16 protein-coding genes, 1 tRNA gene and 1 pseudogene are annotated in these 21,730 nt (G+C 60.8%); 2 read left to right on the top strand and 16 right to left on the bottom strand.

Annotated features, from left to right (window positions below):
- The 9 genes and pseudogenes from WCA85_RS14740 to WCA85_RS14780 form a co-directional block, all read right to left on the bottom strand.
- Window positions 1-247: pseudogene (locus WCA85_RS14740) on the bottom strand (ABC transporter permease); the annotation flags it as partial.
- A 231-nt stretch (window positions 248-478) separates the two neighbouring features.
- On the bottom strand, window positions 479-619 hold the full coding sequence (locus WCA85_RS14745; protein ID WP_424065037.1) for a hypothetical protein: 141 nt from the start codon (window positions 617-619) through the stop codon (window positions 479-481).
- 741 nt (window positions 620-1,360) lie between these two features.
- Complete coding sequence (locus WCA85_RS14750) at window positions 1,361-3,259, bottom strand: potassium transporter Kup (protein WP_424065039.1); 1,899 nt, start codon at window positions 3,257-3,259, stop codon at window positions 1,361-1,363.
- 631 nt (window positions 3,260-3,890) lie between these two features.
- The gene (locus WCA85_RS14755; protein ID WP_424065041.1) at window positions 3,891-5,273 is read right to left on the bottom strand and encodes an efflux transporter outer membrane subunit; all 1,383 of its coding nucleotides are present in this window, start codon (window positions 5,271-5,273) and stop codon (window positions 3,891-3,893) included.
- A 14-nt stretch (window positions 5,274-5,287) separates the two neighbouring features.
- Window positions 5,288-7,240, bottom strand: coding sequence for a MacB family efflux pump subunit (locus tag WCA85_RS14760; RefSeq protein ID WP_424065043.1), 1,953 nt, complete (start codon window positions 7,238-7,240; stop codon window positions 5,288-5,290).
- Window positions 7,241-7,242: 2 nt separating this feature from the next.
- Window positions 7,243-8,418, bottom strand: coding sequence for a macrolide transporter subunit MacA (gene macA / locus WCA85_RS14765; RefSeq protein WP_424065045.1), 1,176 nt, complete (start codon window positions 8,416-8,418; stop codon window positions 7,243-7,245).
- A gap of 347 nt (window positions 8,419-8,765) precedes the next feature.
- Window positions 8,766-8,960, bottom strand: a complete 195-nt coding sequence (locus WCA85_RS14770; RefSeq protein ID WP_424065047.1) for a hypothetical protein — start codon at window positions 8,958-8,960, stop codon at window positions 8,766-8,768.
- A gap of 698 nt (window positions 8,961-9,658) precedes the next feature.
- A tRNA-Met gene (locus WCA85_RS14775) sits at window positions 9,659-9,735 on the bottom strand.
- Window positions 9,736-9,802: 67 nt separating this feature from the next.
- Window positions 9,803-10,090, bottom strand: a complete 288-nt coding sequence (locus WCA85_RS14780; RefSeq protein WP_424065049.1) for a hypothetical protein — start codon at window positions 10,088-10,090, stop codon at window positions 9,803-9,805.
- Window positions 10,091-10,381: 291 nt separating this feature from the next.
- On the opposite strand from WCA85_RS14780, the gene xth reads away from it, so the two are divergent.
- Window positions 10,382-11,158: an exodeoxyribonuclease III gene (gene xth / locus WCA85_RS14785; protein WP_424065051.1), complete on the top strand. Its 777-nt coding sequence runs from the start codon at window positions 10,382-10,384 to the stop codon at window positions 11,156-11,158.
- Between the two features lie 27 nt (window positions 11,159-11,185).
- On the opposite strand, the gene WCA85_RS14790 is transcribed toward xth, so the two are convergent.
- The 4 genes from WCA85_RS14790 to glnA form a co-directional block, all read right to left on the bottom strand.
- Window positions 11,186-13,351, bottom strand: coding sequence for a prolyl oligopeptidase family serine peptidase (locus WCA85_RS14790; protein WP_424065052.1), 2,166 nt, complete (start codon window positions 13,349-13,351; stop codon window positions 11,186-11,188).
- 113 nt (window positions 13,352-13,464) lie between these two features.
- Window positions 13,465-14,979, bottom strand: a complete 1,515-nt coding sequence (gene ntrC / locus WCA85_RS14795) for a nitrogen regulation protein NR(I) (protein WP_424065054.1) — start codon at window positions 14,977-14,979, stop codon at window positions 13,465-13,467.
- Window positions 14,980-15,013: 34 nt separating this feature from the next.
- On the bottom strand, window positions 15,014-16,156 hold the full coding sequence (glnL, locus tag WCA85_RS14800; protein WP_424065056.1) for a nitrogen regulation protein NR(II): 1,143 nt from the start codon (window positions 16,154-16,156) through the stop codon (window positions 15,014-15,016).
- A gap of 271 nt (window positions 16,157-16,427) precedes the next feature.
- On the bottom strand, window positions 16,428-17,843 hold the full coding sequence (glnA, locus tag WCA85_RS14805; RefSeq protein WP_424065058.1) for a type I glutamate--ammonia ligase: 1,416 nt from the start codon (window positions 17,841-17,843) through the stop codon (window positions 16,428-16,430).
- Window positions 17,844-18,300: 457 nt separating this feature from the next.
- Between glnA and WCA85_RS14810 the strand changes: the two genes are divergently transcribed.
- The gene (locus WCA85_RS14810; protein ID WP_424065060.1) at window positions 18,301-18,765 is read left to right on the top strand and encodes a rhodanese-like domain-containing protein; all 465 of its coding nucleotides are present in this window, start codon (window positions 18,301-18,303) and stop codon (window positions 18,763-18,765) included.
- Window positions 18,766-18,895: 130 nt separating this feature from the next.
- On the opposite strand, the gene WCA85_RS14815 is transcribed toward WCA85_RS14810, so the two are convergent.
- The 3 genes from WCA85_RS14815 to WCA85_RS14825 all read right to left on the bottom strand — a co-directional run bounded on the left by WCA85_RS14815 (window position 18,896) and on the right by WCA85_RS14825 (window position 21,717).
- Window positions 18,896-19,729, bottom strand: coding sequence for a competence/damage-inducible protein A (locus WCA85_RS14815; protein ID WP_424065062.1), 834 nt, complete (start codon window positions 19,727-19,729; stop codon window positions 18,896-18,898).
- A 19-nt stretch (window positions 19,730-19,748) separates the two neighbouring features.
- Window positions 19,749-20,582 carry an EI24 domain-containing protein gene (locus tag WCA85_RS14820; protein ID WP_424065064.1) on the bottom strand — a complete coding sequence of 278 codons (834 nt, stop codon included), beginning with the start codon at window positions 20,580-20,582 and terminating at the stop codon, window positions 19,749-19,751.
- 133 nt (window positions 20,583-20,715) lie between these two features.
- Window positions 20,716-21,717, bottom strand: a complete 1,002-nt coding sequence (locus WCA85_RS14825) for a sterol desaturase family protein (RefSeq protein ID WP_424065066.1) — start codon at window positions 21,715-21,717, stop codon at window positions 20,716-20,718.
- Window positions 21,718-21,730: the final 13 nt, after the last annotated feature.

A 21,730-nucleotide genomic window follows, 5' to 3' on the forward strand; every position in this document is an offset into this window, starting at 1 on the left:
GCGACGCAACCATTGCCGCGAGCATGCGCAGCGTGGTGCGCATCGCATACTCAGGCAGGTTCGACGGCGCGAGCGAGATCACCTGGGTCTTTAAGGTCGACATCGGCGCGAGCGTCTGATGAAAGCCAATGGAGGCCATCGCGATCAGGCAGATGATCAACGGGAAGGCGACAAAATCCCAGCCGTTGGGCAACAGGCGCCACGCCGAAGCGTTGGCGGTTCGATTCAGATTGAAATTCAAATTCATCTGGCATCTCGCAGATGAAAGGGATTCAAAGCGTATCTCGTGCCGCTTGCGCACGAGGCACGGGCGGCATGAGATACGCAGGCGCGGTCAGACACGCGCAACGAAAGGCGATTTTGAGTCATGACTGGATGAGGTCAAATGAAGCGGCAGCGCAAGCCTGCGGCGGGCGCACGAGCGCTGCACTGCGAGCAGTGATGGCGCTGGCGGACGACGCAAGGTCAAAGGTACGACTTAAGCGAGAAGCAGCTTGAGGCTGTGCCAGAGCGAGGCAAATTTGCCGGGCTCACGGGCTTGCAGTGACAGCATGGCGTTGTAGTGAACGCGTGCTTCCTGCACGTGGGGGAGTTGCGACAGAAGGAGGCCGAAATTCATGGTATTTCTCCGGGCGTCTGGCTTGACGCGATTCAGCGGAAGCCAGCAGACCCGGAGATTACGCACGTCATACGCGCGGCAACGGAGATCTACTCGCTTCCTTCAGATAAAGGGAACGTAGAGCGGCATATGGGGTAACTATCAGGGTCCGGCATGGGACACTCCTTATCGGCGTTTGGCACGCACTTGTGCTGTGCGCGTCGGCTGCGCACTGTTCCACTCACCTGCTGATGCCCTCGAATTCGAAGGCACGCGCAAGCGCAGCCACGAGTCGAAACTCGCAACACGGTTCCCGGCGAACGCGCAAACAAACGCTGCGCTCGCAGGGCGCTGATCAAAGGTGCACGGAGAGATTGACTACGGCGCGCACCGTCTGCCTGGAGAGCAAGACGGCGGCTAAAGAATACGGCGCGGGCGTCCTGCGGTTCAGGCGGCGAAACAGATCGAAGATCGACTACTGCTACTGTCCAAGGCATTAGCCCCTTTTGTGACGACGGGCGAATTCTAGACATTTTTGGAACAGAAAGTCAACCTGATTCGCTAAGCAGAGCCAAGCTAATAGAAAGGCGCGCGGCGACCCCTGATATAGCGTGCTGTTAAGCTTCATTCCCCTTGCAAAGGGCCCGACGAGAAAGGCTTGCGCAAGGCGACGGAATGGGGGGCGAGCTCAGGCGTCGAACCTTTAGAGCGTACGCACTTTGGAAGAGCGGTTGCGCTCACACGCAACCGCTCTATCCGAGGCTACAGATTGATCTGGCCACCCAGTTCCACAACGCGGTTGGCAGGCAAGCTGTAGTACTCGGCCGCCTGCGCCGCGTTGCGTCCAAGAAACGCAAACAGCTTTTCGCGCCACAACGACATTTCCTTGCTTTCGCCGGTGGCGAGGATCGTGTCGCGCGCGAGGAAGAACGAGGTGTCGGCGGGCTCGTATTGCCAGTCGGGGATCCTCTTGGCGACCAGCAAAAGAATAGTCGGCACGTTGGGGATCTCCATGAAGCCGTTGCGCACGGTGACCGAGTAGCAACCATGGCCCATGTCGTGCACCTCGACCCGTTGGTCGTCTGGCACATGCGGGACGTTGTCGGTCGTGCCGGCCATGAAGATGTTGATCCGGTGCATCACCCGGTTATGTTTGAGGTTGTGCATGAACGCGGAAGGCGTCATACCCGCCACGCCGCCCGGAAAGACGGCTGTACCATCGACGCGCGGCGGCGCATGCGAACCACCGCACAGTGACTGGATCAACCCCGCCAGCGGGATATTGTCGCTCCTCATCCGCTCGACCACCAGTTCGCGACCGCGATGCCACGTGGTCATCACGGTAAACAACACGCCACCCGCCAGCAGCGGAAACCAGCCGCCCTCGAGCACCTTGCTCACATTGCTCGAGACGAACACCGCATCGACGAGCGCAAGCGGCCCAATCACGACGAAAGTAGCGAGCGGCTTCCATTTCCACAGCGAGTGCGTGATGAAATACATCAGCAAGGTGGTGAGCAGCATCGTCGAGGCCACGGCGATACCGTACGCAGCGGCCAGATTGTCCGAGGATCTGAAGAACACCACCAGGAACACCACGGCCGCGTACAGCGAAACGTTGATGAACGGCACGTAGACCTGCCCAACTTCATGCGTCGACGTATGGACGACTGGGATGCGCGGCAGGAAGCCCAGCTGCACAGCCTGCTTGGTCATCGAGAACGCGCCGGAAATCACCGCTTGCGAGGCAATGATGGTGGCCGCCGTGGCCAGGATCACCAAGGGCACGAGCGCCCAGTCAGGTGCCGATTCGAAGAACGGTTGCTCCACCGCCGCGGGTTTGGCGAGCACCAGCGCGGCCTGGCCGAAGTAATTGAGGATCAGACTCGGCAGCACGAGGATGAGCCACGCGAGGCGAATCGGCTTCTTGCCGAAGTGCCCCATATCCGCATAAAGGGCTTCGCCGCCGGTCAAGGCGAGAAACACGGAGCCCAGCACCACGAACGCGGTGCCCGGCGCGTGCGCCACGAAATTCAACGCGTAGAGCGGCGAGACTGCCTCGAGAATGCGCGGACCGCTCACGATATGCAGCAGACCCAACGCCGCAAGCGTGATGAACCACAGGATCATGATGGGTCCGAACACCTTCCCGACCGTCCCTGTGCCGCGTTTTTGCAGTTTGAAGAGGCCCGTCAGAATGACCAGCGAAATCGGCACGATCCACGCGGTCAGTTTGGGATCCACCAGCGTGACGCCTTCCACCGCTGAGATCACGGAAATCGCCGGCGTGATCATCGAATCACCATAAAACATCGCGGCACCAAACACACCGAGCGTCAGCAACAGGTGACTCAGGCGCGCGGGGGCAACTCGGGACGCCAGCGCGGTGAGCGCGAGAATGCCGCCCTCGCCGTCGTTATCCGCACGCATCACGAAGCTGACGTACTTCAGCGTGACCACGACGATGATTGACCAGAGGATTAACGACACGATGCCGAACACGTTCGGCGCGGTGATACCGCCCGCCGCTTTCAGACATTCGCGCAACGTGTAAAGCGGACTGGTGCCGATGTCGCCGAACACGACCCCAATCGCCCCCAGCACCAGACTCGGTGCGGCATTGATGGTCTGCGTGGAGGAACTGCTGGCAGATGAGGACATAGAGTGTCGTAAGTTGAATGAAATTTTCCGCACGAATGGCGGGATTGTCGTTCGATGGGTCAGGCGTCCGCCCATCAACGCACACTCAAGTGTGTAGCACGTTCCTGATACAGCACGATGTAAATCGTTTGCAGCGTGGCGTGGTTGTGGTTTGGGTGCTGCGCCGGGCCGGGTTATTCCTGGTTATGCCCGGTTTTTGCTGGTTGTTCCTGATTGTGCCGGCTCGCACAGGCCTGACCGGCATCGTCAGCGGAGTTTCCAGATTCCCCAGGCGGCGATCAGCAGCGCCAGTCCAAAACCACCGCCCAACAAGATGTAGGTTGCCATTTCTATGTCCTCAAGATCAAGGGTCGCCAGGCGGATCGCGCCAGCAACATGCAAACTGTGCGGATAACGCGCGCCAGGTGGTGACGGCGTCGCGCGGCTGAGTGGCAGGTGCTCGTCGCATGCGATTCGACGGCGCGCCGCCGCAATCGCCGCATACTACCTTTGCTTCCTTTCAGAACGCATCATGGGTTCTTGGGGCGTGCAGCGGTGCGCTACCGTCGCGGGCATCGGCGAGTCTGTTCGTTAGCATGCCGTATTAACTCTGATACCTGCTTACGCGACGTAGAACAATTCCTGCGGTGCTCTATCCCGCAGGCACGATATCACCGCCACCCAACGCCTGATAGAGGGTCATTTGACTGACGAGCCGCTCAAACCGGTTCAGTAGCTGCGTGCGCTGCGCATCGCGTAAAGCGTGCTGCTGATCGAGCCACGGCTGGATGCTGGTGGCGCCGGCACGAAACCGCGCGGCAGCCAGGGCTTCCGCACGACTCGCCTCAGTCACGCAAAGATCCAGGTATCGCCCCTGGGCATCAAACTGGGTGCGTGCGGACAACGCATTCTCCACTTCGCTCAGCGCCTGATAAAGGCTTTGCCGGAACTGGATCACGGCCTGCTCGTATTCGGCCTGCGATACCTTGATGGTGTGCTGCATTGTGTTCCATTCAATGAACGGCAGCACGAGGCCAAGGCCGAGCGTCGCGACGGGATTGCGTATCACCTGGAGCAGGGTATCGCTACTGGTTCCCATATTTCCGGTCAATGTCAGACTCGGGTAAAAACTGGCTCGCGCCGCCTCGACATCCGCAAACGAGGCGCGCAGGCGAAGTTCCGCGGCGCGCAGATCGGGTCGGTTACGCAGCAGATCCACCGGCAATCCGGCAGGGATCGCGAGCGGTGCGACATCCGGAAGGTCCTCGCGTTCTGGGGCGAGACGCTCAGGCGGCCGGTCGAACACGATCGCCAGCGCACGGCGACACTCGGCGAGCTGCTGTACAAGCTGCGTTGCTTCAGCTTCCAGGTTCGACAACGCAAGGCGGGCAAGCGTAACGTCCAGCGCGCTTGCCGCGCCGGCCCGATGACGGGACCCGGCAAGATCAACGGCGCGGGTCGCATCGGCAATGTCGGCGCTGCTCAGCGAAATCTGGCGATTCAGATACGCCAATTGCCAGTACAGTGTCGCTGTGGTGGCGATCACGGCGAGGCGCGCAGACTGTCGGTCTTGCTCGGTGGCGTGCGCTTCCCATGCCGACGCATCGCGCTGCGCGGCGAGCTTGCCCCATAGATCGACTTCATAGCTTGCGCTGAGCGCGATGCCGCCTGACTGGGTCTGCTGACCGGTGTAACGCGACGCGCTCAGGCTGCCGGACGCGCCGAGCGTGAGCGAAGGACTGAGATTGGTATCGACGAGCTTTGCCTGCTCTCTCGCCTGATACACCCGCACAGCGGCAGCGGCAAGGTCGTTGTTTCGCTCCAGTGCATCGTCGATCAGTTGGTCTAGCAGCGGGTCGTTGAAATTGCGCCACCAGTCAGGCCGGCTAATCGGGTCGCGCGCGTCTGCCTGCGCAAGCGCCGACCAACGCGTCGGCACGTCGACCCGCGGCACCATTGCGACGGGCTGCGCACAGCCCAATAGCAGCGCAGCCACCGCGATCGTCACTGGCATCCTGAAGAAAGTGGAGTTCATGAAAAACGATGGGCCTAGTCGTGCGCAAGCGCGATCACGGGATTGAGTTGCGATGCGCGCCGCGCCGGCACGAACCCGAACACGATCCCGATGAGCGTCGAACTCAGGAAACCAACCGCAATCGAACCCGCAGAGAAGGTCATTTGCCACTGGCTGAACACCATTGAAAACACGAATCCCAGGCCGAGCGATAACACAATACCGATCACGCCCGCGGGCAGGCACACCATCACGGCTTCCATCAGGAATTGCCGCAGGATGTCAGTCTGACGGGCGCCAACCGCCATACGAATGCCAATTTCGCGCGTGCGCTCGGTCACAGATACAAGCATGACGTTCATCACGCCAATGCCGCCCACCACGAGCGAAACCGCCGCAATCAGCGAAAGCAGCAGCGTCAGCGACCGGCCGGTCCGTTCGACCGTCTTGACGATGCTGTCCGTGTTCGAGGTAAAGAAATCCTTCACGCCGTGCCGCCGCTTCAACAGGCTGACGATCCCGGCTTCGGCCGCCTCGCCCGGCTGGCCGTCACGCAGGAGCACGGTGATGCTGTCGAAATGCGACTTGCCAAGCAGGCGACTGCCGACAGTCGAATACGGCATCCAGACATTGAGGCTGCCCTTGCTGCCGGGGAGACCGTCGCCTTGCGACACCACGCCAATGACCACGCACGGTAGCCGGCCGACGAGGATCACCTGACCAAGCGGATCGCCGACCGGCCCGAACAGCTTGCGCTGCGTATTCTCGTCGATGACGGCCACCTGCTGCTGACGGGTTACTGCGTTCGCATCGAAGGACCGGCCGGCACGCAAGGCAAGCCCATGCACGCGAAAGTAGCGCTCGCCGACACCGCTTACAAACGCTTCGACACTGACGTTGCGCGCACGTATCAAGAGCGCGCGGCCAGTCTCAGGTGTTACGCTGTCCACATAAGGCTGTCTTCGCAGCGCCGCCACATCGCCGGGCACAAGCGTCTCGATCGAACCAGCCTCGCTGTCACCCCAGTCAGCGCCCGGATAGATCCCGATCGTATGCGTGCCCAAGCTGCCGACCTGTTTCAGAATGTCACGCCGCGCGCCCTCGCCCAGTGCAACGACCGAGATCACCGACGTGATTCCGATCACCACGCCGAGCATCGTCAGGAGCGTGCGCAGTTGACGCGCCAGCAGCGCGCGCCACGCAATTCTCGCTAACGCCGCGATACTCGCACCGCTCGACGGCGGCGCGCACGGTCCGTCCACGCCCGGCGCCGGCGGCAAACCGGCCACGGCCTCTGCTGGACGGACCCTGCGGTCGTCGACAATCCGGCCGTCGCCGATCTCGACGATACGATCGGCCAGTGCGGCCACGCGAGCGTCATGCGTGACAATGATGATTGTGTGTCCCTTCGCGTTCAGTTCGAGCAGCACACGCAGTACGTCCTCGCCGCTCTTGCTGTCTAGCGCTCCGGTCGGCTCATCGGCAAGGATTACGCTGCCGCCGTTCATGAGTGCACGCGCAATACAGACACGCTGCTGCTGGCCGCCCGAGAGTTGCCCCGGACGATGGCCGGCGTGCTCGGCCAATCCCAGGCTCGCGAGCAGATCCAGCGCTCGTTGGCGCCGTGGCACGCGCGTGATGCCGCTATAGACAGCCGGCATCTCGACGTTGTCGAGCGCGCTCAATTGAGCCAGCAAGTGATAGCGCTGGAAAATGAAGCCGAAATGTTCGCGACGCAGTTTTGCCAGTTCATCCGCAGACAGCGCGCGGGTTTCGTGATCGCCGATCCGGTAGTTGCCGGAACTGGGATGATCGAGGCATCCGAGGATATTCAGCAACGTCGATTTTCCAGACCCGGACGGTCCGACGATCGCGACGATTTCGCCGGCATGAATAGACAGATCGATGTCGCGCAGAATGGTGGCGTCGCGATTTCCCCCGGTGATCCGCCGCGAGACGCCGTGAAGTTGCAATAACGGCTTGCCCATCGTCAGTCCCTGGCGCCCGATGCGTCCGCGTCGCCGGCATCGCCGATCACCACCTCGTCGCCTTCGTGCAACCCGCCAAGAATCTGCACGTTCACTTCGTTGCCGATGCCCGTGTGGACGTTCTGCACGCGGATCGCACCACCCTCTCTGATCCGCACGGGATAGGTACCGTCCGCGTTCCTTTCGCCGAGTGCCGCCAGCGGAACCATCAGCGCGTTATGCACACTTTGGAGCAGGATGTGCGTCTGCGCGGTCATCGCGATGCGTAGACGATGATCGGGATTCGGTACGTCGAAGAGCGCGGCATAAAAAACTGCGCCGCCCACTCGCGCTGGATCGGTGCCGCCAGCCCCGCCCTGCGACTCCGCAAAGTTCTGCGGCACCGGTTCGATTGAACGCAACCTGCCCGCGTAGCGTTTGTCTGGGTCGCCAAGGATCGTGAAGTAGGCATCCTGCCCTGGATGGACCCGAATCACGTCGGCTTCCGGCACCTGCGCCTTTACAGTCATTGTGTCTAGCACGGCAAGCTTCAGAATGACGGGCGCTTCCTGTTGCGCGATCACCGTCTGCCCTTGCTGCGTGACGATAGCAACCACTTCGCCGTCCATGGGCGCGGTAATACGCGTGAACCCCAGATTGGCCTTCGCCGTCTCGACCTGGACATGGGCCTCTTCGATCTGCGCATCAAGCGACTCGAGATTGGCGCGCTGCACGTCCATCTGCGCACGCGCAGCCTCGTAGTCCTGGCGCGCTGTCGCCTCGTCCGCCAGCATCTGCTCCTGACTACGGAACACAGACCGCGCTTGTATCAGTTGCGCGCTCGTGGCCCCGACCTGTGCAACCAGATTCTGCTCGGCGGCCTGCGCCTGTCGCAACGCGTTTTGCGCCAGGACAGGATCGATCTCGGCAAGCAATTGCCCTTTCTTCACGTGATCGCCAAGTTTGACGGTCAGCGCGTTCACCTGCCCCGACACTTGCGCGCCCACGTCAACCTGGCGGGTAGCCTGCAATGTTCCAACTGCGAGAACCTCGTCATCGAGATCACCGTGTTCGACCTTCGCGGTCACATACGGTGAGGGAACGCTCCGGTTGAAGAGGAACATGAAAAGCGCACCGAGGAGGATCAACACCGTGATACCGCCGATGACACCGCTCCGAATGCGCCCGATTGCCTTCATTCGACGCCCGGACAAAGACATTTCGTCGAGCGCTTATGGAGAGTGAATATCCACACCTCCGTCGGAATCCTGGATTGTGGCATCTTGACATCGGCTATCAACATCGACTTGGCTAGCTTCCAAATAATTACGGCAGGACGATCTGACAGGTGATGTCAGCCGTTCCGAGGTCCCCTCAACCCCGTCTGTTTCGATTCGTTCGTTGACGACGTGATTGGCCGGATACGGCATGAGCGCGTTCGCATTGCCCACACGCGCGAAATCGCACCATCATGACCAGCCCGCTGACTTGCGTCACGGGCCGGGGTTTCAGCTAGTGTTTAACCGAAACGGCAAGCCGATCCCGTTTAGCAGCGCCCACAGACAATCTTGGCTGCGTAGCAAAGCTTCAGATGGCCGCTGCAGAAGGTTCCGCTGCCGACCTTGCCGGGCGGATTGGGGCGCACTGTAGCAGCGAACGCGGACCCTGAAATGACCGGCGCACCGGCGAAAAGAATCGACATTGCCAGCGCTGCCATGGCGGATTTCTTGCTGAACTTCATGATGACCTCGTTAGAATGCATATTGTGATTGACGTCAGTCAACCACCAATTAAATTCACTTAATTCGGTATACTAAATATCAAGCAAACGCAATTCTTAAATTCAATCTTCCATCCGTCTCCCTCGCTTTGGTCAATACGGAGAATGCTATTCGTCACGACTCGGCTTTTCAATGCCAATACTTCTTCGAGTCGGTTTACATCAAACTTTAGGATTGGATTCTCATGCGCGGCCGTGCTAACACAAGAAGTATCTGATCTTCCTGGCTTTGCCCGGCGCATTTGAATCTTGGAGACCGACCTCGGTCGATCAGCGGTTCGACAAGCACTTGTCAGTTTCGGAGGCTTGCGTGCGCGGCCATCCATGCGCCGGTAAGCCGCGACATGGATTGGCGTATCAGTGGCGCATATCGAACGCTCAGGCAGTCAGAAGCCAGGCGCGAAACGCGGGCTCAGACGCTAGCACGAAGAAAGAGCAGTAATGCCCGGTTCACGGACGTGCCGCAGAGGCTATCGACAGAAAAGGCTGGAACTTGGGGAGGCGCCATCCCAGGATTCGACCAACGAGGCAAGGCAAATCATTGCAACGCTGATGGGGTCAATCGGGATAGAACTGATGGACGGCGCGTGCTTCTCGCCCGATGACGACATCTCCGGCTTGCTGCTCGTCTATGCTGCCGGAAATGTGTTTCAAGAAAATGGTTGCGGGGATAGGATTTGAACCTATGACCTTCGGGTTATGAGCCCGACGAGCTGCCAGACTGCTCCACCCCGCGTCAGAGAAAACGGATTGTATAGAGATGACGACCAATCGTCAAACAAACATGCGAATTATTTTTTCTCTCACAGATCGGCGACCGACGCGCCGTCCACCTTGCCGTCAATAATATCCTCGCCGTACTGGCTCGCGCTGCGTTTGGCGATGCCAAAATCGGAGAACGTCAACGGGCGCACCAGACGAAACACGCGGCTCGCCTTTGAACCGCTGATCGCACCAGGCCGGCATACGCGCACGGCAACGTCGTAACCTTCGGCTTGGCGCTTGTGGCCGTCGAACTTGTCGAATTCCCGCGAGAAAACCAGCGGATGCACTTCGAAGTCCTTATAGAGGACCGGATAGGGTTCAGCCATGGCACTTCCCCGATACGTGAGTATTCGCCCACTATACGCCGCGCAATGATGCCGCTAACGATTTATTTTGCTCGCTTCGTCACACGCAAGCCGCGATGCGCCGCGATCCACTTCGAGGTGCCTGGGTGCGCTTTGGAGCACTCATGTAGGCCACGCCTGGCAATGCACCGCAGCATGGCGGCCGCGCTCTGGCCGCCTGAATGGCACCCCTGAGTAGCGGCGCGGATCGCGGTAAGATTCGGACACGCCCTGCACGGGATATCCTGCACCCGCCACGAAAGAGAAATGCCGATGAAGCTAGCCACCTGGAACGTCAATTCGCTCAAAGTCCGCCAGCAACACGTGATCGACTGGCTCGAAACGAGTCAGGTCGACGTCCTGTGTTTGCAAGAGCTCAAGCTGACCGACGACAAATTCCCGCGCGCCGAGCTCGAAGCAAAAGGCTATCGCAGCTGGTATGCCGGGCAGAAGACCTACAACGGCGTCGCCATTCTAGTGCGCGAAGGCCTGAACGTCGACGAAGACTCGATCGTGCGCAACATCCCCGACTTCGACGATCCGCAGCAGCGCGTGATTGCCGCGACCGTCGAAGGCATTCGCGTGATTTCAGCCTACTTCCCGAATGGCCAGGCACCGGGCAGCGAGAAGTTCGCCTACAAGCTGCGCTGGCTCGACGTACTGCACGACTGGGTTGCGACCGAACTCACGCGATACGAGAAGCTCGCACTGCTCGGCGACTACAACATCGCCCCGGAAGATCGCGACGTCCACGATCCGAAAGCGTGGGAAGGTCAGAACCTCGTCTCGCCCGAAGAACGGGCTGAATTCGTTCGGCTGACCAAGCTAGGCCTCGTGGATGCGTTTCGCCTGTTTGATCAGCCAGAGAAGATCTTCTCGTGGTGGGACTACCGGATGCTCGGGTTTCGCCGCAACGCGGGGCTGCGCATCGACCACATCCTGCTCTCGAAGCCGCTTGCTGAAGCCTGCACATCATGCGAAGTCGACAAGGTCCCGCGCAAGTGGGAACAGCCGTCGGACCACGCACCGGTATTCGCACAGATCGCCTAGCTGCGTCGTGGGCCCTGCGCTCACCGCTTACACCGCATCCACTGCGCCCGCACCGCCGAGGCAGGACCACAGGAACGTGTACACCATAGCGTCGTGAGCGGCCTGCTCCAGTTCGTCGGAGCCGCCGCCATGACCGCCGTCTGTATTCTCCCGATACCACACATGCTCAGCGCCGAGCGCTTGCATCCGCGCCACCATTTTGCGCGCGTGTCCCGGATGCACGCGATCATCGCTGGTTGATGTCGTGAACAGCACCGGCGGATACGACACGTCAGCACTGACGTGGTGGTAGGGGGAATAGGCGGCGAGGACGCGCCCCTCATCGGGATCATCCGGATCGCCATACTCGTCGATCCACGATGCGCCCGCATGCAGCAGGTGATAGCGGCTCATGTCGAGCAATGGCACTTCGCACACCACGGCACCGAACAGCTCAGGCCGCTGCACCATGCACGCACCCACGAGCAGGCCGCCATTGCTGCCGCCCTTGATGCCGAGTTGCGCGGGCGTGGTCACGCCGCCGTCGACCAGCGCCTGTGCCACCGCGATGAAGTCGTCGAAGGAACGTTGCCGATGCTCGCCTTGTGCGGCCAGATGCCACTCAGTGCCAAACTCGCCACCGCCACGAATGTGCGCCACGACGAATACGCCGCCCTGCTCCAGCCAGCCGATCGCCGGCCCCGTCAGATAACTCGGGGTGAGCGGAATCGCGAAGCCGCCATAGCCAGTTAAGAGACACGGTCTTGGCGCGGCGGCTCCTGCAGTTCCGGACACGCCGCCAATCGCGGGCGCGTTGAGCAATTCGCGCGGACCGATGATCGTGTACGGCACACGCGTGCCGTCGGCGGATTGTGCGTGGCCGCGCTGCACCGTGTACGGCGCCGCGTCGAACTGGGTCGGCCAGCGGTCGAGCAAGGTCCACTCGGCCAGTTCTTCGTGGGCGAGATCGGCGAGCCAATACTCCGGCGGCTGCAGGTAATCGTCGACGTCGACGAACACCTCATCGTTGAGCGTAGGCTCGATGGGCGAGACCTCGACCTGCGCACGCTCGCGAGCCGGAAACGCCCGTGAGTTCCACTGCCAGTTTTGTTCGTCCGCTTGCTGCGGCTGCCATAGGACGGTCTTGCTCTGCACATCATCCAGATACGACACGATCAGATGATGCCGCGTATGCGTCCATTCGCAGGCCGAAGTTTGTGATCCCGGTGCGAAGAGCGATACAAAGTGGCGCCGCCCGGCGAGAAACTCACTCTCCCTCGCAGCAAGCAACGCGCCCCCCAAATAGGGTGTACCGTCGCAAGTCCAATCGAGACGCGGCTCGAACAGCAACCAGCCTTCCCAGCCGCCCACTGCCACATGCGAAGGTACGTCATAGCGCTGCCATGTCCCGGCTGCGTCGAGGTAGTACGTGTGCGAATCGAAAAAGTCGACGCTGCGCACGACCGTATGACGCAGGTCGATCGGATCGTAGATGGCATCCACACTGATGTCGTCGAATTCGCCGCGAAACACTACCGGTGCATCGGCGAGCGCTGTGCCACGCGTCCAGCGACGCACTTCGCGCGGGTAGCCCGAACGCGTCAACGTCTTGCTGCTTTTACCACCACTTTTACCGCCGCCTTTATCCCAGCCGACATAAAGCGTGTCGCGATCGATCCACGATGCTGTGTGCTTGCCCGTCTCCGCAATGATGAAACCGTCGTCAAGAAAACGCTGCGCATCGATATCGAATTCGCGCACCACCACCGCGTCCGAGCCGCCAGGCGAAAGCGTCACGAGCGCACGGTCGCCATCGGGATAGAGAATGTCGAGATCCACGCAGACCCAAGGCATGTTCTCAGCTGCGCCAAGCGCATCGAAATCCAGCAGGTTCTGCCAATCGGGCGTGCCATTGCGCCAGCTTGCCCACGAAGTGCGGCGCCAGATGCCTTTGGGATTGTGTTCGTCCTGCCAGAGATCGTAGGCCCAGTCCTGCCAGCGGTCGGGAATCACCGGCCGCTCGTGCGGCAGATAGGCTGCGGAAAGGCGTTTCGCCAGTGCCTCGTAACGAGGGCCGCCGCACCATGCAGCACGGGTGCGTGCGTTCTGCTGCTCGACCCACGCCATTGCGGCGGCGTCGTCGAGCGCTTCAAGCGACAGATACGGATCGGGCGTGCGAGGCCAGGAAAAACTAGTCGAAGCGGAAGCAGGCATGTGGGGGCGTCGTAACTGAACAACGACGATTATGCCTTGTGCTCAGGAATGCGTTTGCGGACGCGGCGTGCAGTATTAATCAAACACGCCGCGTCCCTCACCGCTATTCCACTTCAGGGCTCGAGATTGAGTTCCTGAATCTTGCGCGTGATGGTGTTGCGGCCAATGCCGAGGCGTTCGGCCGCTTCGACCTTGCGACCACGCGTGAAATCGAGCGCTTCGCGAATCACGGCCGCCTCGAAACGCCGCGCAAGCTCATCCATCACATCAGCCGAGTTCTCGCGCAGCATGCGCGCGACCTCAGTGCGCAGACCGCTTTCCCAGGCGCTGACGGCAGTCGTCACCGGCATGCCCGCGATGGCTGGCACATGCGTCGACAGAGTCGTTCCATTGCTCGCCAATTGCCCCGCCGCACTGCTGGTCGGGTCCGCACTGAGCGGTCCACCTGCGATCATTTCAGCAGCGCCGGCCTGCGCCGGCACCAGATCGGGCGGCAGATCCTTGATCTCGATGGTCTGCGCCGGCGCCATCACCGTCAGCCAGTTGGCGAGATTCTCGAGTTGCCGCACGTTGCCTTGAAACGGCAACGTAGCGAGATACGCAAGTGCCTCCTCCGACACGCGTTTGGGCTCGACGCCGAGATCACGCGCGCTCTTTTGCAGAAAGTGCCGCGTGAGCAGCGGAATGTCTTCGCTGCGCTCGCGCAAGGCCGGTAAACGCAGTCGGATCACGTTGAGGCGGTGATACAAGTCCTCGCGGAACAGCCCCTGACGTACCCGCGATTCGAGATTCTGGTGCGTGGCCGCAATCACGCGCACATTAGCTCGCAACGGATTGTGACCACCCACCCGGTAGAACTGCCCATCCGACAGCACGCGCAGCAAGCGCGTTTGCAGATCGAACGGCATGTCGCCGATTTCGTCAAGAAACAGGGTGCCGTTCTCAGCCTGCTCGAAGCGCCCCTGACGCATTGCCTGCGCGCCCGTGAACGCGCCACGCTCGTGACCAAATAATTCGGACTCCAATAGATCTTTCGGAATCGCCGCTGTGTTCAACGCAATGAACGGACCGTTCGCGCGTGGGCTATGTCGGTGCAAAGCGCGTGCGACAAGTTCCTTCCCGGTGCCTGATTCGCCGGTAATGAGCACGGTTGCCGCAGAATGGGACAAGCGGCCGATAGCGCGAAACATATCCTGCATGGCCGGCGCCTGGCCGAGCATTTCTGGTGCATCGGCAACGCGGTCATCCCACGTCTGTTCGCCGCGCATGCTTTCGTCGACGGCGCGGCGAATCAGTTCGACTGCCTTGTCGACGTCGAACGGTTTCGCGAGGTATTCGAACGCGCCACCCTGGAATGCCGCCACGGCGCTGTCGAGATCCGAGAACGCGGTCATGATGATGACCGGCAAGCCCGGCACCTTGTCACGCACCGTTTGCAGCAATTCAAGGCCGGAACCGCCGGGCATGCGGATGTCGGATACCAGCACCTGTGGGCTGTCGTGATCGAGCGCGGCTGCTGCATCGCGTACATTCGCGAAGCTACGCGTCGCGAAATTCTCACGAGCCAGGGCCTTTTCGAGCACCCATCGTATCGATTGATCGTCGTCTACTATCCAGATCGGCTTCATAAGGTCGGTCAGAAGTCTTTAGGTGCTTGTGGTTTTAGCAGTCGAGCGGCAGCAGAATCTGAAACTCGGTATGCCCTGGCCGGCTTTCCACTTCGATCAGGCCATCGTGCTGTTGCACGAAAGTCTGCGCGAGCGTGAGACCCAGACCGCTTCCATCGTCGCGCCCCGAAACGAGCGGATAGAAGATGCGATCGCGGATCTCTTCCGGAATGCCAGGTCCGTTGTCGATGATATGCAAGTCCAATGCCAGCTTGCACAAGCGTTTTGAAACCGTGATCTTGCGCGCCACGCGTGTGCGCAATTCAATTCGCGCATCGCCCTGCGAGATCCGTTCGCGCAATGCTTCGGCCGCGTTGCGCACAATGTTGAGAACCGCCTGGATCAATTGCTCCTTGTCGCCGCGCAGATCAGGCACGCTGACGTCGTAGTCACGCTCGATGGTAAGCCCGCGCGGAAACTCCGCGAGAATCACCGCGCGCACGCGTTCGCAAACCTCGTGAATGTTCACGTCACCGACGATATGCGGATGACGATGCGGTTCGAGCAACCGGTCCACCAGCGTTTGCAGCCGGTCCGATTCCTTGATGATGACCTGGGTGTACTCGCGCAACTCGTCACGCTCGCGCACGCCCAGTTCGAACTCCAGCAACTGCGCGGCACCCCGAATCCCGCCAAGCGGATTCTTGATCTCGTGCGCGAGATTGCGGATCAGTTGTTTGTTGACCGCCGTGAGGTCATTGATGCGCTCTTCGCGGTCGGTGCGCAAGTGGCGTTCGTTTTCGAACAGTTCCAGCAGCACATAGTCCGGCGCGCCTTCGAGGAAGCCGACGATTGCATGCACATGCAGCGGCTCGTGGCCCGGACGCTCGAGCACCGCGTCGAGATGCGTCGCGTGAAAACGGTGTTCCGCAATCGACGCGATCGTGGCAACCAGTTCATCCGCATTGGCGAAAATGTCTGGCCACGCCATCTGCCGCAGTTGCCGGCGCGAAAGATCCAGCATCGATTCCGCGGACGGATTCGCGAACGCTACTTTCAAGGTGCGCTTTTCGAGCACCAGAACCACCGTGGGCAACGCCTCGAACCCCGGCAACAAGCCTGAGTCAACCAGCTGCGCGATTTCCGACAGCGGCTCGGCATGCCCCTTTCTTGCTTTAATCAGATTCTTCAGAACCATCTTGCAGTCAGGCCGATGAGAGATGGTGATACAACAAACCGTCCACGCTATGCCAACCGCAGGCGCAAACGTTGCCTCAGGAAAACGCAGGGCAGCCCCAAGTTTTCCGTCCCCCCGCGGGGGGCCTGGCGCGAAGCGTCAGGTTTGGGGGCCCTCAGAATCGAATAAAAAAGGGACGGCGCCGCCGTCCCTTTGTGACCCGCGTTCGACCAGTCACGAGTGTGGGGCAAGCGCGCTTCGCCGAAGCTGCCGGGCGAAGCGCCATCGCCAGTTACAGCGAGTAGTACAGTTCGAATTCAAGCGGGTGCGTGGCCATACGCACGCGTTGCAGTTCGCCTTCCTTCAGTTCCAGGTAAGCATCCAGCATTGCGTCCGTGAACACGCCACCACGCGTCAGGAACTCGCGGTCCTTGTCGAGTGCTTCCAGCGCCTGGTCGAGACCGGCACACACGGTCGGGATCTTTGCATCCTCTTCCGGCGGCAGATCGTACAGGTTCTTGTCGGCGGCTTCGCCCGGATGGATCTTGTTCTGCACGCCGTCGAGGCCTGCCATCATCAAAGCCGAGAACAACAGGTACGGATTTGCCATCGGGTCCGGGAAACGCGTCTCGATACGACGGCCCTTCGGGTTCGACACGTGCGGAATCCGGATCGAAGCCGAACGGTTACGCGCCGAGTAAGCGAGCTTGACCGGTGCTTCGAAATGCGGCACGAGACGCTTGTACGAGTTCGTCGTCGGGTTCGTGATGGCGTTCAGCGCGCGAGCGTGCTTGATGATGCCGCCGATGTAGAACAGCGCGAATTCAGACAGGCCCGCGTAACCATTGCCTGCGAACAGGTTCTGGCCGTCTTTCCAGATCGACTGGTGAACGTGCATGCCCGAACCGTTGTCGCCGACCACCGGCTTCGGCATGAACGTCGCCGTCTTGCCATACGTGTGAGCGACGTTGTGGACGATGTACTTCAGTTGCTGCGTCCAGTCGGCGCGCTGCACCAGCGTCGAGAACTTCGTACCGATTTCATTCTGGCCCATGCCACCCACTTCGTGGTGGTGCACTTCAACCGGAATGCCGATCTGTTCGAGCAGCAGGCACATTTCCGAACGGATGTCCTGGAACGAATCAACCGGTGCGACCGGGAAGTAGCCGCCCTTGACGCCCGGACGGTGACCGATATTGCCGCCTTCGAATTCCTTGCCCGAGGACCACGGTGCTTCTTCCGAGCCGATCTTCACGAAGCAGCCCGACATGTCCGTGTTCCACTGGACCGAATCGAAAATGAAGAATTCAGGTTCCGGACCGAAGAAAGCCGTATCGCCCAGACCTGTGCTCTTCAGATAGGCTTCAGCGCGCTTTGCCAGCGAGCGCGGATCGCGTTCGTAGCCCTTGCCGTCCGCCGGCTCGACGACGTCACAGGTCAGTACGAGGGTCGACTCTTCATAGAACGGGTCGATAAAGGCCGTGTCTGCGTCCGGCACGAGCAGCATGTCCGACGCTTCGATGCCTTTCCAGCCGGCAATCGAAGAACCGTCAAACGCATGGCCGCTCTCGAACTTGTCTTCGTCGAATGCCGACACCGGCACCGAAACGTGTTGCTCTTTACCGCGCGTGTCGGTGAAACGGAAGTCGACAAACTTGACGTCCTCGTCTTTGACGATTTGCATGACGTCGGCCACGGATTTACTCATAACCTATCTCCTGATTAACGAATTCGGCGGATTTAGCCGCCGCCCAAATCTAGCTGACCCGTCCCTGCACGTCTACCTCAAGCTCCCCCTGTTACAGGTTGATGCTCACGGATACGCCTGACATGCCGGGCGTGGAATCGATCGGCACCAAATAAGCAGCTTCTGTGCCATGTATGCGCCAAGGCGGCGCAAAGCGCCTCGCCGCGCGCATTTGCTGGGAATCGACGCACACTGGCAGACGTGAACGAGCCCTCTTTCCTGGCGCACAGGCACCATCATAGTGCAATCGCAAAATGGCCCGAATCGAGAATCCCCATTTTGGGGCGAACGGGTCGTCGCGCACCGTTTTGGAGCACTCCGCCCGCGCTTGTACGGGAATCCGCGAGCGGGCTGGATAGCACGCATGACGGGGCCGGCGCGCTAGAATGATTATTTGGTCCGAAGGAGATTTGCTCTCATGAGTACGCTCGAACAGTTGTACGCCCAAGCCGAAAAGCGCCGGCTTGACAACCAGTTGCCCTATGCGGGCGCGGTGTCCCCCGCCGAGGCCTTCGAGCTCCTTCAACTCGACCCGCGTACGCGTCTGGTCGATGTACGCACCCGCGCGGAACTCGACTGGGTTGGCCGCCCGGTTATCGGCGACGGCCAGTACGCGCACGTCGAATGGACCCGCTATCCAGGCGCCGTGCCGAATCAGGAATTCCTTCAGCAACTGAGCCAGGCCGCTACGCCCGATACGCCGGTCCTGTTCCTGTGCCGCAGCGCCGCGCGCTCCAAACTCGCCGCCATCGCCGCGACGCAGGCTGGTTACACCAAAGCGTACGATCTGCTCGAAGGTTTTGAAGGCGACAAGGATGGCCAAGGGCATCGTAAGACGGTCTCGGGGTGGTGTTTTCGCGGTCTGCCGTGGATCGGCGCTTGAGATTCAGGTGACGCAGACGCTGTGATCGCAGGACATGCCTGGCGATGCAAGAGCCAATGCCGTATGGATCGAATCGTCGGCGCTGGATGTGACAAGAGGATGATGCGGGCGTGGCCGCATCATCCTTCGACTAGCTGCGCGGTTTAGCGACCGCCGCCGCTTCGGGTTCCACGATATCGCCGCCCAGTAGATGCACCCCTTCGCGCAACTTCACGAACGCCGCGGCGACCGCTTCCGGCTCGCCCTTTACGCCCAGATCGATATGGCGCCGCGCATAGATGCCGCCGCGCGCCGCATCCCCGACGCTCGGCAAACTGAAGACACGCACGCTCGGGAAATCGTGCTCGATTTTTTCCATCAGCGGCGTCAGCGTCGACTCCGGTAACTCGAACACCAGCAACGACTTTTCCGCATGCGGCATGGCGTGGTGCAGATGCGCATACTTCGTATCCAGCACCCATTCGATCATCGGCCAGGCCATCACCGGGAAGCCGGGCACGAAGTGGTGATCCGCCACCGAGAACCCTGGAATCTTGTTGTAGCCGTTCGGAATGATCGACGCGCCGCGTGGGTACGTGCCCATATTCAGCCGGTGACGGTTATCCGGCGACTCCAGGTCGACTGGGTTCGGAGAACTGGCCGGATGCGTTTCGCGAATCCGCTCACGGATCAATTCCGCCGCTTCGGGATGTAATTCAAGCGGCACGCCAAGCGCGGCAGCGGCGCACTGGCGCGTGTGATCGTCCGGAGTCGCGCCGATGCCACCGGTCGAAAACACAATGTCACCCGTGGCAAAGGTACGGCGTAGGGTCGCCGTGATGCGCTCCGGTTCGTCGCCGATGTACTCGGCCCAGCCAAGCGACAGGCCACGCGCGGTCAACAGTTCGATGACCTTCGGCAGATGCTTGTCGACACGCCGGCCTGACAGGATTTCGTCGCCTATGATGATGACGCCAAATGCCATTGCGGCCTCTCAGATAGATTCAGTTGGACACCACCGGCACGCCATGACGCCCGCCGTGTTCTTCCGCGCGCATGCGTTGCAAGGCGCGCAGACAGTAATAGCCAAACCACAGCGCGGAAAAGACGAGAATGAATGCGTAGATCCAGATCGTCACCGCTGTGATCACGGGGAACAGCACAATCAGCCAGACCGACGAGGCCCATATTAGCGTTGGCAGCGAACCCAGCAAACCGCTCGCCACACCGATCATCAGCAAAGGCAGACGGTAGCGCCGCACCAGCGCGCGCCGCTCGTCCCGGCTCGCATGCAGTGCGAGCGCGTCGTAGGTCATTACGCGGTAGGTGAGCCATCCCCACAGCAATGGCGGAATCAGCGCGAAAAACGGCGGAATCAGCCAGAGCGGCAGGGTCACCACCAGCAGCACAAGACAGACGAACGTCGTCCACAGCGCTTGTACGAGGCTACCGTACCACGTTCCGCCGCGGCGCATCTCCAGGCTGGCGAATTGCTTCGCAGACAGATGGCGGATCACACCTGGCATCGACAGCGTGGCGATCAGCAGCAAAATGGTCACGACGATCAGCGGAATCGCCACGGCGATCACGATGAACGGCGCCACCACGGCATGTAGCGCGGAGAAGCCCAGCCAGTCGAACAGATGATAAAGCGTGGTGGTGAACGACCAGCTCTCGAGCCATGCGCGCGTCGCGCCAGTGAGCGCCTGCCAGGAAAACCAGAGAATCACGCCCCAAACGACCGTTGCTGCCATGAATGGCACAAAGGTCAGCCAGAGCATGCGCGGGTGGAGCGCGCTTGCGAGCGCACGCCCAAACGAGCGCAACAGATCATTCATGCGAGCCAGTGCGAGTGAGCGAAACGATGGGACAAAGGGAATACAACGACCGCCAGCCACAGTCAAACCGGCGGCGAACGTGGACAGGATAAACCACGAGACGCGCCGCCGGTAGCATTGGCGGCACGGCTGGTCAAATGGCCGCGGTGTCGTTGCCCGAAGCGCCCCGCTTCTTCTGTGACAGGCGAGCCCCGATGCGCACGAAGGCGAGCCAATGCTGGGCCCAGAAGCCTTCGCCATAGTGACGGCCGGCGAGTTGATCGCGCACGCCAGTCGGCTCCATCTCGCGCCTCCACGACGCGCTGCCGAACAGCATGTCCCACCACGGAAACAGCACGCCGAAGTTGCAACCGTACTTCAGGCCTTCATGACCGTAGCCGATTGCATGATGGCGACGATGAAACGTCGGGCTGACGAGCAGACGCTCACCGAGCCAGCCGAAATAGAGCCGGATATTCGCGTGCTGGACGCTCTGCGCCAGATTGGTGATGGCAACCAGCACCACGAATTGCGAAGGCGGCACCCCTGTCACGAGCGCGATGGCGGCAAAAAACGAAGCCTGCAGCAGATCGTCGAGCAGATGGTTGCGGTCGTCGGACCACAGCGACATCTGCCGCTGGCTGTGATGCACGGCATGCAGTTCCCACCAGACGCCGAAGCGATGTTCCCAACGGTGATACCAGTAGCCGGCGAAATCCAGTACCAGCAGATACATCACGAACGTGACGACGGGCCGGGTCGTGACGCCGGGCCATATATTGTCGAACTCGAAACCGGCGATGTTGTGCAGGCGCAGCCAGCCCTGCACGGTGTCGAACAGAGGCTGCAACGCAAAGAAGAACAACAGGTTGAGGATGCCGAGCTTGACGATCCACGTGTAGATCACGTCGACGCGCACGGCCTTGCGGTTCTCCCACTTCTCGGCCGGGCGCAACGCTTCCAGCGGCCGCAACACCGCGTACATGGCCAGCACTTCGAAGACGCCGACGATTACCCAATACAGGGCGTCGTAAGTGTCTTCGTCGTAACCCATCAAGCCGAAGCGGAACAGCAACGGCTGTACGACATCGACGTACAGCAACGTCTGCGCCGCTGTGACCAGGCTATCGAGCGAAAAGAGGATCTGCTGGAACATGGTGCCCGTCGTG

Origin of the sequence: Paraburkholderia sp. (assembly GCF_049581445.1) — a bacterium.
Taxonomy (GTDB): Bacteria; Pseudomonadota; Gammaproteobacteria; order Burkholderiales; family Burkholderiaceae; genus Paraburkholderia.

Excerpts from the sequence above, each read along its gene's own strand:
- WCA85_RS14760 (WP_424065043.1), bottom strand. The coding sequence starts at position 7,240 with ATGGGCAAGCCGTTATTGCAACTTCACGGCGTCTCGCGGCGGATCACC.
- WCA85_RS14755 (WP_424065041.1), bottom strand. The coding sequence starts at position 5,273 with ATGAACTCCACTTTCTTCAGGATGCCAGTGACGATCGCGGTGGCTGCG.
- WCA85_RS14750 (WP_424065039.1), bottom strand. The coding sequence starts at position 3,259 with ATGTCCTCATCTGCCAGCAGTTCCTCCACGCAGACCATCAATGCCGCA.
- glnA (WP_424065058.1), bottom strand. The coding sequence starts at position 17,843 with ATGAGTAAATCCGTGGCCGACGTCATGCAAATCGTCAAAGACGAGGAC.
- ntrC (WP_424065054.1), bottom strand. The coding sequence starts at position 14,979 with ATGAAGCCGATCTGGATAGTAGACGACGATCAATCGATACGATGGGTG.
- WCA85_RS14810 (WP_424065060.1), top strand. The coding sequence starts at position 18,301 with ATGAGTACGCTCGAACAGTTGTACGCCCAAGCCGAAAAGCGCCGGCTT.
- xth (WP_424065051.1), top strand. The coding sequence starts at position 10,382 with ATGAAGCTAGCCACCTGGAACGTCAATTCGCTCAAAGTCCGCCAGCAA.
- WCA85_RS14825 (WP_424065066.1), bottom strand. The coding sequence starts at position 21,717 with ATGTTCCAGCAGATCCTCTTTTCGCTCGATAGCCTGGTCACAGCGGCG.
- WCA85_RS14745 (WP_424065037.1), bottom strand. The coding sequence starts at position 619 with ATGAATTTCGGCCTCCTTCTGTCGCAACTCCCCCACGTGCAGGAAGCA.
- WCA85_RS14815 (WP_424065062.1), bottom strand. The coding sequence starts at position 19,729 with ATGGCATTTGGCGTCATCATCATAGGCGACGAAATCCTGTCAGGCCGG.
- WCA85_RS14820 (WP_424065064.1), bottom strand. The coding sequence starts at position 20,582 with ATGAATGATCTGTTGCGCTCGTTTGGGCGTGCGCTCGCAAGCGCGCTC.
- WCA85_RS14790 (WP_424065052.1), bottom strand. The coding sequence starts at position 13,351 with ATGCCTGCTTCCGCTTCGACTAGTTTTTCCTGGCCTCGCACGCCCGAT.
- glnL (WP_424065056.1), bottom strand. The coding sequence starts at position 16,156 with ATGGTTCTGAAGAATCTGATTAAAGCAAGAAAGGGGCATGCCGAGCCG.
- WCA85_RS14770 (WP_424065047.1), bottom strand. The coding sequence starts at position 8,960 with ATGAAGTTCAGCAAGAAATCCGCCATGGCAGCGCTGGCAATGTCGATT.
- WCA85_RS14780 (WP_424065049.1), bottom strand. The coding sequence starts at position 10,090 with ATGGCTGAACCCTATCCGGTCCTCTATAAGGACTTCGAAGTGCATCCG.
- macA (WP_424065045.1), bottom strand. The coding sequence starts at position 8,418 with ATGAAGGCAATCGGGCGCATTCGGAGCGGTGTCATCGGCGGTATCACG.